Source organism: Auritidibacter ignavus (genome assembly GCF_003703835.1).
Taxonomy (GTDB): Bacteria; Actinomycetota; Actinomycetes; order Actinomycetales; family Micrococcaceae; genus Auritidibacter; species Auritidibacter ignavus.
Map to the genome: position 1 here is coordinate 18,079 of NZ_RDQR01000014.1, position 13,411 is coordinate 31,489.

9 protein-coding genes are annotated in these 13,411 nt (G+C 62.3%); 6 read left to right on the forward strand and 3 right to left on the reverse strand.

All coding sequences use genetic code 11. The features are described 5' to 3' along the window. Nucleotides 1-12: 12 nt before the first annotated feature. Nucleotides 13-453, forward strand: coding sequence for an acyl-CoA thioesterase (locus DYI20_RS07985; protein ID WP_122549253.1), 441 nt, complete (start codon nt 13-15; stop codon nt 451-453). A gap of 93 nt (nt 454-546) precedes the next feature. After that, on the forward strand, nt 547-1,800 hold the full coding sequence (locus tag DYI20_RS07990; protein ID WP_122549254.1) for an Nramp family divalent metal transporter: 1,254 nt from the start codon (nt 547-549) through the stop codon (nt 1,798-1,800). On the opposite strand, the gene DYI20_RS07995 is transcribed toward DYI20_RS07990, so the two are convergent. The 3 genes from DYI20_RS07995 to DYI20_RS08005 form a co-directional block, all read right to left on the reverse strand. Next, nucleotides 1,797-2,981, reverse strand: a complete 1,185-nt coding sequence (locus DYI20_RS07995; protein WP_122549255.1) for a siderophore-interacting protein — start codon at nt 2,979-2,981, stop codon at nt 1,797-1,799. The two genes, DYI20_RS07990 and DYI20_RS07995, sit on opposite strands and share 4 nt — an antisense overlap. Nucleotides 2,982-3,103: 122 nt before the next feature. Beyond that, nucleotides 3,104-4,552, reverse strand: coding sequence for an MFS transporter (locus DYI20_RS08000; protein WP_122549256.1), 1,449 nt, complete (start codon nt 4,550-4,552; stop codon nt 3,104-3,106). 54 nt (nt 4,553-4,606) lie between these two features. Next, the gene (locus DYI20_RS08005; protein WP_110098101.1) at nt 4,607-5,719 is read right to left on the reverse strand and encodes an agmatine deiminase family protein; all 1,113 of its coding nucleotides are present in this window, start codon (nt 5,717-5,719) and stop codon (nt 4,607-4,609) included. 294 nt (nt 5,720-6,013) lie between these two features. On the opposite strand from DYI20_RS08005, the gene DYI20_RS08010 reads away from it, so the two are divergent. The 4 genes from DYI20_RS08010 (at nt 6,014) to DYI20_RS08025 (ending at nt 13,398) form a co-directional block, all read left to right on the forward strand. Beyond that, the gene (locus DYI20_RS08010; protein WP_110098100.1) at nt 6,014-6,979 is read left to right on the forward strand and encodes a DMT family transporter; all 966 of its coding nucleotides are present in this window, start codon (nt 6,014-6,016) and stop codon (nt 6,977-6,979) included. Between the two features lie 82 nt (nt 6,980-7,061). Continuing rightward, nucleotides 7,062-10,466 carry an aldehyde dehydrogenase family protein gene (locus tag DYI20_RS08015; RefSeq protein ID WP_122549257.1) on the forward strand — a complete coding sequence of 1,135 codons (3,405 nt, stop codon included), beginning with the start codon at nt 7,062-7,064 and terminating at the stop codon, nt 10,464-10,466. Nucleotides 10,467-10,599: 133 nt separating this feature from the next. Further along, on the forward strand, nt 10,600-11,808 hold the full coding sequence (locus DYI20_RS08020; protein ID WP_147472545.1) for a M23 family metallopeptidase: 1,209 nt from the start codon (nt 10,600-10,602) through the stop codon (nt 11,806-11,808). 294 nt (nt 11,809-12,102) lie between these two features. Then, nucleotides 12,103-13,398 carry an MFS transporter gene (locus DYI20_RS08025; RefSeq protein WP_122549259.1) on the forward strand — a complete coding sequence of 432 codons (1,296 nt, stop codon included), beginning with the start codon at nt 12,103-12,105 and terminating at the stop codon, nt 13,396-13,398. Nucleotides 13,399-13,411 lie beyond the last annotated feature (13 nt).

Sequence of the window (13,411 nt, forward strand, 5' to 3'; positions counted from 1 at the left end):
TAGACTGGGGATATGACCCACGATCCCAACACATCCGATTCCGCTGTCACCGGCTCAGGATTCGACTTCCACACCCGGAAATGGGTTAAGCCAGAAGATCTCAATGCCCACGGCACCCTCTTCGGTGGCGCCCTGGTGCGTTGGATCGACGAGGAAGCCGCGATCTACGCGATTTCGCAGATGGGCAATAAACGTGTGGTGACCAAATTGATCTCCGACATCAACTTCATCTCCTCGGCCGTGCAGGGTGACCTCATTGAGCTGGGGCTGAATGTCACCGGGTTTGGGCGCACCTCGATGAGCCTGTCTGCCGAAGTTCGGAATATCGAGACCCGCACCTTGATTCTGTCGGTCGACCAGATGGTGTTCGTGGCATTGGGAGAAGACGGCCGGCCCGCTCCGCATGGCTATACCGAGATCGCCGACGATCACGACCGTATCCCTACCCGATAACCTCGTGTGAGCTCGCCAACTTGTGCGTGAGGTGCATCACTGTCTAGAGTTACGCAGGTCTCAATAATTTATACCTGCGGAAGGTAGGGCCTGATGCACAACGAGCAGAGCGCACCGTCGCCAGAAAAGAAACCTCGTCGCCGAAGTTGGTTTGGTCCCGGTCTGTTGATCAGTGCCTCCTTTATCGGCCCGGGTACTGTCACTACTGCCACCGTCGCCGGTGCAGATTTCGGGTTCGCCTTAGCCTGGGCCGTGGTGTTCTCCATCCTGGCGACCGTCATCTTGCAGGAAATGTCGGCCCGCTTGGGCGTGATGACCAATAAAGGTCTTGCCGAAATCATGCGCGAGACCTTTACCCATCCGCTGAGCAAGACCTTCATGATCGTGTTGGTCGTGGCGGCGATCGGTGTGGGTGGGGCGAGCTACGCCGGAGGGGACACCACCGGTACTGCTCTGGCCATCGACCAGCTGATTCCGCTCCCGATGCCGGTCTTGGCGGCCATTGTCGGTGGCATCTTGCTCCTGTTGTTGCTGACCGGTAGCTACAAGATCGTCGAGCGGGTGATGACCGTGCTGGTGATCATCATGGCACTGGTCTTTTTCCTCACCGTGATCGTGGTGCGCCCAGACTTTGGGGCCTTCCTGTCGGGCGTTTTCGCACCCAGTTTGCCGGCCGGATCCGCGCTGACCGCTATTGCGTTGATCGGTACCACTGTGGTGCCTTATAACGTCTTCCTCCACTCCTCACTGGTCCAGGAAAAGTGGGGTCATGAACCCGACCGTGAGCAGTCGCTGAAAGAAGCCAAAGTTGATAACGCCGTGTCGATCTCGATTGGTGGTTTGATCACCTTGGCCGTGCTGGCCACCTCGGCCGGAACGCTGTTCGTGCACGGTGTCAGCGCCCAATCAGCTGCCGATATGGCCACCCAGCTTGAGCCCCTCCTCGGACCGGCTGCCCACTGGGTATTTGCCATTGGGCTCTTCGCTGCCGGTTTGACCTCCGCGCTGGCCGGGCCACTGGGTGCTGCCTACGCGATTTGCGGGATTGTCGGCTGGAAAGCCGACATGAGCTCCTGGCCCTTCCGGCTGATCGCGCTGGGCGTGGTCGTGATCGGCATCATCATTGCAGTCACCGGGGTTAATCCGGTGACGGTGATTGTTGTGGCCCAAGCTGCCAATGGGCTGATCTTGCCGATTATTGCCGGTTTCTTGCTTTACACCATGAATAAGGCCCGCGCATTGGGCACTCACCGTAATGGTGTGGCCGCCAACATCCTGGGCTTTGTTACCTTGCTGGTGGTCACCGGATTGGCGATCTTCCAGCTGGCGGATCTGTTTATTGGCTAGTTGCCACTGACCGCGTGGTCGTCCACGGCAGCATCCGACGGATCGGCCTGCTGAACCTCAGTCGGATCCTGACCGCGTTGATCTGCCCGCAACGCCTCGATCAGCTGTGCCTTATTCAGTGCTGAGCGTTGCGGCAGGTCACGCTGTTGGGCGTAGACATAGAGCTCCGCCTTGGACAGCCTGGAGTAGTCGGCGACCAGCCGGTAAGGCGGTTCGCCCTTGGCCTTCCAGTATCCGTGCACGTAGCTGTCGGCCTTGGACAGCTCCCAGCCGGAGCGGATGAACTCCCGCAACGGTCGCACCAGTGAGGATTCACCGACCAACCAGCCGAACACGTAGCCCTGCGGGCGGGGTAGCGAAGTGACCTTATCGACCAGCTCGTTGAGCGCCTTATTATTTTCGGGTGCTTCTAGCGCCTCGTCCGGGTGTGTCGGGTAGGCCCAGGTGATGGAGAAACCGGTCGGCAAATCCAGTTCGAACACTGCATCCGGGCCACTGGTGAGCACAAACAGCGCGCCCTGGGCGTTGGGCGGGAGCAAATCGATCCAGCGCAAGGTAGAGCCCAGCCCGGAGTCATCGGTGATCATCAGGTAGAAGTCGTAGTCGTTGGAGATCTTCAGCCCGGACTTCACACCCTGAATCCACACGGTGTCGCCGGGCTGGAGGTCCTCGGCCCATTCGGTACCCGGCCCACGTTGGTGGCGGGTGACGTAGAGCTCGATCGCGCCGGTCTCGGGCCAAAACCGTCGCACACTGTACTTGCGGGAGGCCGGCTTGGCCTCATCCCAGAACGGCAAGACGCCCTTGTCGGTTTCCCGCACCGTGCTGGGGGTCTTGACGCTTCCGTCCACGTCATGGGGTGGGATGAGAACGCGCACGTACTCTTCGACGAGATCTTCACTGACCGGCCGGATGTTGTCGGTTGCTGGGGTCAGCACCACGGAGATGAGGGTCGCCGAGATCGGGGTGATAGATTCAGCGCGCATCTGGTGGTGGCGTTGTGGGATCTTGACCTTGGCCTGTGCACGGGGACGCTGTGCCAACTGCTGTGAGGTCTCCTCAGCGTGTGCGAGCTGGTCTTTCAGCTCGCGCTGGGATTCTTTGGTGGCTTTCTTCTGTTGTTTCAGCTCGCGTTCGGCAGCCTTGAGTTTTTTCTTCAGGTCTTTCTTCTTCGAGCTCACAGCGATCTCCGAGGACAATCACGGCATGCACGCATGCCCCAGCGGTTCAGCATTTTTAGGCTACGTCGTGCGGTGGACAGACTCCAAAAAATGTGAGCGAGACCGCCTGTCAGCTCGGCGTGCTACCGGGGTGAGGGGCTGTCGTCGGCCGGGGCTCTTTCCTGCAGTGCCCGGCGATGATCGAGCAGGGCGACCATACTGGCGCCGGCCATGCAGAAGACAATCACTGCCAGGGCGGTCATAAAAGCCACGTCCCAGTTGGCTGCTGAGGAGAGCTCAAACAAGATGGTGGTGATCAGCGCAGTACCCATCGCGGTGCCAATGCGTTGGCCGGTCTGCATCACCCCGGCCGCCGCCCCAGAATTCTGGACCGGCACATCCATCAGGGTCAGGGTTTGATTGGGGGAGACCACCAGGCCTTGTCCCATCCCGCTGATGGTCAGCGCCAGCATCATCCACCACGGGCTCAGGCCCCAGACCAGGTGACCGGCGACCACACCGGCAGTGAGTGCCATCGAGACCATGACAATCCCCATCCCGATCGCGACCAGTTTGCGGCCGACGTTCAACACGAGTTTGCCACCCAGCTGTGCCGAGAAGGCGCCGATCAGTGCCGACGGCAGACCGATCAGTGAGGCAGCCAGCGCGGAGAAATCCATCCCGGCCTGCAGGTACATCGCCACGCTGACGAAGATCGAGGTGGAGCCGGTGAAGTACAGTCCGATCAGCAACACGCCGTTGCGATAGCCACGGATGCGAAACAGGTCGAGGTTGACCATCGGGTCATGGCCGGCCCGACGGTAATGGTGTTCCCAACCCAGCCAACCGATGAAGGCCAGCAGACCGGCGACGAGGATCAGCACCACCCACCAGCCTTCGGTGAGTTCGATGAAGGCCAACATGATCAACAACACCGCAACTGCCAGGGTGATCATCCCGACCGGGTCAAGGTCGGGGTGGGCGCGTGGGGCGACATCTGCGGTGCTGCCGGGCCGCTGCCAGGCCGAGGCGGGAAACCACCAGCGGGCAAAGATCACGGCAAAGATGGCGATAGGGACATTGACGAGGAAGGTCCAGCGCCAGCCCCATTCGGGTCCGGCCAGGCTGATCAGGGTGCCGCCCAGGACCGGGCCAATGGCCACCGAGACCGAGATCAGACTGCCGGAGATCGCAAAAGCTCGGGCGCGTTGTTGGCCACGGAAGTATTGCTGAATAAAGCCCATGGTTTGGGGGTTGAGCAGACCGGAGCCGATTCCGGTGAGCACGCGGGCGGCGTCTAGCACCAGCCCGGTCGGTGCTAGGGCCGAGAGCAGAGAGCCGACGCCGAACAGGGAGACTCCGGCGACGAAGAGTTTGCCCCGTCCGTAGATGTCTCCGGCCCGTCCGCCGGCGACCAGGGTGATACCAAAGGCCAGCGTGTAGCCGGAGAGTACCCACTGAATCTGGGAGGTGGTGGCATCCAGGGTGGTCGACAGGGAGGGGAGGACAACGTTGATGCTGGAGACCGCCAGCAGAGACATAAACATTGGCACCATCACCACCGCCAGAAGTTGTTTCTGGGTGGTCGTCATTGAGGGTGCTGAGGACACGGTATTGCTCAGGATTCCGGGGACGGGGCTCGACGGTTAGCGCACGGTCTGGGCGATGCCGGGCCGAGGCTGGGGGAGGGTGATGGCACGCAGGCTGGCCCGTCGGTCGAAGAGCTCTTGGGCCATGATCGGGGTCAGCGCCCGCTCGGGGAACAGCTCACCGAGGATCTCGAAGGCTTCGTGGTCGGCAGGGTCGATGAAACGCGGAACCAGCAAGAGCTCGTTGAGCACTCGGAAATCCAAGTAAGACCAGTTCACCGGCCCCAGGGCGTCCGAATGGGTCTGTGGAGCCGAGATGGGGATAATCGAGAGCCGACGGCCGGAGGCATCAGTTTGCTGGGACAGCAGGGCCTCGGTCTCTGCACTGATGCGGTGGTCGGGATGGGAGGGGTCGTTTTGCTGGTGCAACACCACGGTGCCGGGCTCAATGAAGTTCACCAGGTGGTCAATATGTCCGCCGGTACGCCCCCGGCCAGAACCGCGGGTGAGGCCCTGCGGGATCCACATGACTTTGTTGATCCCGGCCAGCCGGTGCAATTCGCGTTCTACGGTGTCGTGATTCCAACCGGGGTTACGTCGCTGGTCGGTGAGCAGTTGTTCGGAGGCGATGGCGGTACCTGCGCCATCACTAACCCAGGAGCCACCTTCGGCGACCATTAGCGACAGCTGACGGGGGAAGTTCTTCCCGCTGCGTCCAAGTTTTTCGGCCATGGTGCCCGGAGCAATATCATCGAGCCGGTATTCCACCCCGGGGGCGCGACCGAAGCCGTTGAAGGTCCAGTCAATCATGGTGACCCGTTTGCGTCCGGGACGTCCGGATCGGCGCGGAGTGGGGGGATCGGAGACCACAAAGCTGGGGCCGGTTCGACCCAAAAGTGCGTTATTTAGTGGCACGTGCAGGCGAGGAATCTCACGCAGCAGATACGTATCAACGGTCTCCCCGTCGGCGGGATCCACCAACATCGCCACCGGAACGGTGCGGTGAATTGTCTCAGCGACCCGGGACCAGAGCCGACGGGATGACGACAATTGCCAGCTGGTGGTGGCATTCAGGGAGTTCAAGGGTGGGAAAGCCATCCAGACGCGTTCAACCGGATCTGATTCAGGAACAAGTTCCCACGCGCTTGTACGCTGCGCGGACTGCATCATCACCCACCTTGTCGCCGTCGAAAAATGGCCCGATGTCCACCATCATACGGGGTTTTATTCACACCCGTGCCGGGGCTGTTTCACGTCTCGTGACCTCGGGGCTAATCTCACGACACCCGGCCGTTCTAGACTAGCTAATCTAAGTCATCTCGGGCTACTTTCACTGCGTGTACACCTGGTGAGTGTGCAACGCTCAATCGTTGCTGATCATTCGACCTCACAGCGCGCACCAGAGATAAGGCACACAACACACAACAGAAAACACCAGAGAAGTCACAATAGAAGAGAGGAATAATGACAATACTGCTGGGCCTGCTCGTGGGATGCATTATGCCAGCACAGGCCGCCATCAACGCCAGGTTGCGCGTTGCGGTCCAATCGCCATGGGTGATGTCGACGATCTCCTTTGGCGTCGGGACAGCCGGGCTCGCGATCCTGGCATTGATTGCCGATGGCGGTATCGGATTCGATCTCGTCGGGGTAGCAACTCAACATCCGTGGTGGATCTGGCTGGGCGGTGCCTTCGGCATGGTGGGCATGACGTCTATCGTGTTGTTGATCCCGCACCTCGGGGCGATGCTCACCACGGTTTCGCTGTTGGTGGGTCAGATTCTCACCGCCGCGCTCGTTGATCACTTTCAACTCTTTAACGCACCCCACCACCGGCTGACCCCGCTGCGCGTGGTGGGAATGGTTCTGGTACTGGTTGGCGCCATCGCCACGGTATATCTGGGCAACCGGGCTAGTCTGAGGTTGCAACGCAACCTGCAACGGATGGCCGATGACGATCCGATGGCCGGTCAGAGCACCAGACAGGTGTTGCTATTGTTGGCCGGTCTGGGCATCGGGTTGCTCTACGCTTTTCAGGCCGCGGTCAACGGCACCTTGGGTGAGGTGCTGGGGTCGCCGGTGAAATCTGCGCTGATTTCTTTCACCGTCGGATTCGTCGGGTTGTTGATCTTGCTGATCATTTTGCGCCCGCGACTGCAACTCACCGACCCCACCGGCAAGGGCAACCCCTGGTGGATCTGGATCGGAGGTCTGATTGGGGCCATCTATATCTACACCACCGCGGTGCTGGTGCCGCTACTCGGTGCTGGGGCTACGATGATTCTCTTGCAAACCGGCATGTTGATCGGCTCACTGATCATCGACTCCTTCGGTCTCTTCCACGCGGCCAAGAAGCCTTTCGTGCCCGCACAACTGTTGACCTTAGTGGTGATGCTCAGCGGTGTCGCGGTCATCGAATTCGTCGGCTGAGCCGTACCGAGCGATCTTGAGGTTTGCCGAGGAGTTGTTGAGAATGAAACAAGACACACGGTGAGAAAGGGACGGTGCACAGGTGAGCCCATCACAGGATCCCATCACGGACGAGTCGGTCCAGGCCTGGGCTCAGTCCCTGGCGCAAACCACCCAACAGCCCCTGCCGACGATTCTGCAAACCTTAGCCACCGATACCGACCGCGAGGTTTTTAGCGAACTCCTCCATCGTGTGATCCGCCCCGATGACCCGGGTGAAACCGTCGACGCCATCACCGAACTGAGGTCTCGCCCACGCCAGGGGTGGCCCGAAAACGTCGAGGCGGCACTGAAAACAGCCGCCCGCTTTGCCCGGCGCGCACCCGGCTATGCTCGCAACCAGATCATCAACGTGATGGCCGAAGGACTGGATGCTGTCATTGATACCCCGCAGACCGAGCCGACCCCCGGTGCCGACCTGCAGATTATGGAAGCTAGCGTGCTCGGCCGGTCGCAGGCTGCCAAACGCGTGGAACGTCTGCGGGTGCTGCTGGACCGACCGGCGTGGGGCTCGGTTACCGTCCCGTTGGCCGAGGTCTTAGCTCCGGCCCCGCACTGGGCGTTCAAAGAAACCATCCGCGACCTGGAAACGGTGCTGGGACCACTGCTGGAGTTACTGGCCAGCACGAACCGGGCCGAGGCCTCAGAGCACCCCGACGACACCTGGGAACCGCGGGCGGTCTTCCTCAAGATCCAGTACGACTGCCAGCTCACGGTGCTCGAGCACCTGGTGCTGAACCTGTGCGAACGCCAAGAGCTGCGCGGACTAGTGCTCGGCCTCGATCTGCCCACGCCCTTTGATACCACCAGCTCGACACAGCTGACCGAGCTACATCAGCGCTTCGCCACGGTTCTCCAGCGGGTCTATACCGCCACCGGCCACCGGGCAGTCATCCGGCTCAACACCGCCGACCACCGCGCGCTGAGCGGCGCCCAGCAGTCATATGTCCTCTGGTCGGCTTGGATTCAGCACGTCATGACCCCTGAGATCATGGAGCGGGCAGATCTGCGGATCCGGGTGGTCAACCCCTGGGATACCCAGCAACTGCACCGGCTGGCTGAACTCTACGACCTCGAAGCACACCTGTACCCCGGTGGATCGGTGACTACCGAGCTGATGCGAGGTGTACCCGCTGAACTAGTCGAGCACTTACAGGCCGAACACCACCGGGTACGGCGCTATGGTCTGCTGGTGTGGCAGACCGATACCCGGCTGATTATCCGGGCCCTGTACCACCGCCTCCTGCACGGTGACGTGGCTGCGGGCCTGGACCAACAGCCCTTGAACGGGCCCTATTTCGGATTCCAGACCCGGCCGGTGTACCCCCATCAGGATTCTCTGCAGCAGTTACGCGCCGGACGACAGATCCTTGCCTGCCTGCCCGACTCTCAGCTCGGGACACCATCGGTAACGGCACACACGCTGAATACGCCAGATGATGTGCGTGCCGTCGTGGATCGGGCTGTTGCAGCACAGCGACCAGATCAGCAAGATCAGCACCCCGAACCGGATGTCCTCTCCCATCTCTCGGAGCGAGTGGCTGTTGTCGATGAGCTCATCGCGACCATGGATACCCAGCGCGATCAATTGCTGGAGGTGCTATGTTCGGAAACCGGACGAACCCTGACCGACGCGGTGGAAGAATACGGTGACGCCATCGATGCGGTCCGGTGGAACCAGACCGTTGCCCAACAGTTACCCGCGCTACGCGGTGCCCGCCCTGTTGCGGCCACCCCGACCTTGCTTCTCAGTGGCCGATCCCATCCGCTGGTCGAAGTCTTCGGCGTGGTGACGGCAATCTATCTCACCGGCGGAGGCTGTGTCATCTCGCCCGACCCGCTCACGGCTCGCACCACCGCGGTGAGCGTGGACATCCTACAGCGCACCCTGGCCGAGCGTCTCGTCGATTTCGCGGTGGTCCGGGCCGGCGACGAGGACTTTTTGGGTCGAGTGCTCTGTACCGACCCGCGGTGGGCCACGGTCGTGCACTTCGGGCCCGATACCGCAGCCCACCGATTGCGGATCATGAAACCCGATATGCCCTTGATCTCCGGGTTCTCATCGAAAAACGCCATGATCATTACCCCCACCGCCGATATTGACCAGGCGGTGGCCGATGTGGTCACCTCGGCCTTCACCACCGCCGGACAGACTCCAGCGTCGTGTTCGCTCGTGGTGCTGGTTGGTTCCATGACCGGCTCCGCACGATTCAAAAACCAGCTGGTCGATGCCACCGAATCCCTCGAAATCGGATACCCTACCGATCCGCGGGTTCACCTCGGGCGACTCGTGGAACCACCGGCCACACCCCTCAACCGCGGATTGCGCGAATTAGGGCCCGGAGAATCCTGGTGGCTGGCCCCAGCCGAGCAGGACAGCACCGGTCGGCTCTACTCGCCGGGACTGCGAGCCGGAGTGCGGGTGGGCTCGGATGCCCACATCAGCGAATACCGTGGTCCGGTACTGTCAATTATGGAGGCCGACACTGTGGAAGACGCTATCGAGATCATCAACATGACTCCCTACGGTCTCAGTGCTGGCATCCACACCGCCGATGAGCACTCTCAACGGGTTTTTCGGGAGAAGATTCATGCTCCCATCCACTTCTACAACGCGCCCATCAACCGCATCCGCCCTGGAATCCTCGGGCTGACTGGGGTGAAGCACTCCGCCTCCGGGATGTTGGGGGCCCTGGGCGCCCGCTCCTGGCTCAACCAGTTCATGACGTGGCGTGACGCTGCCCGCACCACCCCACAATCTCAACCCTCCGCTTTGGTTAGCGCACTGGCAGGTCTACCCACTGCGGTGCAACGCCTCTTGGCCGCGGCCGAAGCCGATGGTGTGGCTAGCGACTGGGTCAGTGAAGCAGCCCGCTCGGATGCCCGCGAGCTAAAAACACTGCTGGGCACCCACCAGGTAGCCTCCCCGGCCGGGCTCCCACGACAGCACAGGATCATCGTCGAAGCCTGGGCCGAACCCACACCGGTGACCATCCGCTGGGAAACCGGACCGCTGCAACACCTGCTCCGCGTGGTCGCTGCAGGGTTAGCGATCGGTGCCACCATGACCGTCTCAGTGCCCCACGACCTACCCGAGCAGTTGCGCCAGCTGTTGGACCTGGATTCCACCGTGACCTACCGGTGCGAAGACGCCAGTAGCTTCCGGCGTAGCCTCCAAAAACAGCCCGCACCCGAACGGGCCACCGCCAGCGGACGTTTGATTCCCGAAATCACTGCCGAACCCCGGATTCGCCTGATTACCGATCACTCCACCCCCGAGGCCCAAGCCCACGGTAACCAGCTTGCCAGCGCAATCCTGCACGCCCGCGGTGCCGAAGCCCCGGTGACGCTGGTGCACCGTCCTGTCGTGAGTGCATCCCGGCTGGAAATGATGCCATTTGTGCACGAAAAATCGTCTCTGAGCAGTCGTGAAGTGCGGGAGAACTGACGCGACCCGCACCGCAACGGAGCAACGTTACCGGCAAGACACCTCACGTTATTCATACGCTAACCCTCGTATGTTGAGCTAGGCATCACCGGTTACTCACACCTTTGAATATTGCAACAGCGAGGTCGCCGTCGTGGAAAATGCGCCAACAACACGGGCAGAAGCCCGTCGTCAACAACGGGTAGCAGCGACGAACCGTTGGACGCGGCCGGTAGCGGTGGTGGCCGCAACCCTCGCCTCAGCGGTGGCGATCAGCTACAGCGTAATCGCCGATCCCCCGGCCACCTCGGCCAAAGCCGACGGCGATGCTCAACGCACCGTCTCAACGATCGATACGGCTCTGCCACTGGCCTCCACCCACGTTTCGGTCGAGATGGGGGCCACTCTGGCCTCCATGCGACTGGGGCTATCTCCACTGGGCGGACCGGCCTACGATGAAGCCACCCTCAGCGCTGCCGGCATCAATATCCAGCAGGCCGGAGCCGGTGGCATCAAATCCTTACCCGGCGATATCAAACTCTCTCATCCGGTGGCCTCCACCCGCATCTCCTCACCGTTCGGCATGCGGAAGAACCCCACCGGCCCCGGCTTCCAATTCCACATCGGCCAGGACTACCCGGTGCCGTCTGGCACCCCGGTACGTGCCTCGGCGGACGGTACGGTGCGCTTCGCCGGCTGGCACCCCACCGGCGGGATGCGCGTGGAAATCGACCACGGTCACGGCGTGGCCACCGCCTACTCGCACAACTCCCAGCTGGCCGTGCGCGTCGGCGATCAGGTCTCCCGCGGCGAGCTGATCGCAGCCGCCGGGTCCACCGGAAACTCGACCGGCCCCCACGTGCACTTCGAAGTCATCGTCAACGGTCGCTGGGTCGATCCGGCCGACTACCTGCCGGCCGTGCCAAACCAGCCACGGGCGATGACCGAAGAAGAACTGCGCCGACTCTACGAGGTGGACGAACCCACTGAGTCCGCCTCCCCGTCGGAGGAACCCAGCGAGTCCGCCTCCCCATCGGAATCCGCTTCACCGTCACCGAGCGCCGCACCGAGTTCGACCCCCCGGGAGTCTCGCTCTTCTGCACCGTCTCGGTCCTCGGCACCCTCGCGCGGATCCTCGCGTTCACAGGCACCCTCTCGGACGCAGGCCCCCTCGCGCTCGCAATCGCCGAGCCGACCACAGAGCACCCCGAGTCGTTCGTCCTCGGCCCCGTCTCCCCGGCCCTCCCGGTCGACCCCGACATCCCGGCCCACCACCCCGCCCGCCGAGCGCCCCACGCCCACGCAACCGACGGAAACGAAGGCTGCCGCAGCGACCTCGGTCCCCGGCACATCGAACGACTAAAAGACCACGGGGCGATCCTCCCGGTTGCGTTTGAACTCACACCACTTTGCAACGACGGGATCTCTACGCTCTGGGCGCTGGAATCTAGGACAGCTGGCTCACCGCTGGTCCGGCTGTGCCCAGATGAGGCTGATCTTCCTCGGCTCCGAACGAGCTCTGGTGGTAGCAACCGCCGCACTCGGCTGGTGGATACCGCTGATCGTCACGGTCCTGGTAGGCCCACCCAAATGATCGCTCACCCCACCACCACCGGACAGGGTGAGCCTTGTGAGTCTTCGTCCTAGACTAAACACCATGCCCCGTTCCGTCCCCCGCCCCGCTGACCGGCCACGCTCCGCTCCCGGTTGGTTGTGGGTGTTGGTCGTTGCGGCGGTGCTCACCCAGACCGGGGTGCAACTGTTGCGTCCGGTGACCAGCTATCAGCTGCTCTCTTTCGGATACGGTGAAACCGAGATCGGGGCCACCACCGCCGTCTACGCCATCTTGCCCCTCGTGCTCGCCATGCCACTGGGCCGAGCCACCAGCGTTATCGGCGATATCCGTTGGATCATGATCTGTGGCACGGTGCTGCTGGGCGCCGGCGGGGCCGTGCTGGGATCAGCCACCGAGCTGATCGGGGTCTTCGCCGGCTCAATATTGCTGGGGGTGGGCCACCTGATGTTCACCCTCGCCGGCCAATCAGTGGTCTCGCGCCGATCCTCGGCCACCGTCATGGATTTAGGGTTCGGACTGTTTACCGCCGCCTTCTCGGCCGGGCAAATGCTCGGGCCGTTCCTGTCGGGGCTCATCCTGGGATCTCGGGCTGAAGCCTCCGAGATCACCACCGCTCTGTGGGTCGGTTCCCTGCTATGCTTCGGGGCCGTGCCCCTACTGTTCGGCCTACGTGGTTCCTCGTCCGACCAGGACTCCGTAGCCAGATCCCGCAACGAGGGCGACCAGCGCACCCAGACTGGGAGCCTGCCCATCTCAGGCACCAAACCCACGGCGCTACGGATTCTTCGGGTCCCAGGCATCGCCTCGAACATGTTCGCCGCCCTGGCCATGCTGGCGATGATCGACATTCTCGTGGCGTTTATGCCACTGGTCGGCGAAAGCCTTGGCGTCTCGCCGCTGGTTATCGGGGCGCTGTTGTCGGCTCGCGGGCTGGCCTCGGTGATCTCCCGAGTGTTCCTGCCCATCGTCACCCGTCACGTCTACCGCAATACGGTGCTGATTGGCGCAGTGGGGATCTCCGGGATCGCCGTAGCCTTAGTGCCGGTGGTGCTGAACGATTCTGCGGTAGGCATTGTAGCCGCGGGCGTGCTGATCAGTATCGGCGGGGTCTTCTTGGGCTTGGGCCAACCGTTGACCATGACCCAGATCTCCCAGGCGGTACCACTCAACTGGCGCTCGCCGGCCCTGGCCCTGCGGCTGGTGGGTAACCGTGTTGGACAAGTCCTCATCCCGCTGGTGGCCGGGCTGGTGGCGACTCCCTGGGGTCCGGCCGGTGGGATCTGGTGCGCCAGTGCGCTCTTGCTGGTCTCCGCTACCGAACGACTGGGATTGAGACGATGGGGACCAGATCCCGATGAACGCGACCGCGATAACTAACGAGTGCGCTCCA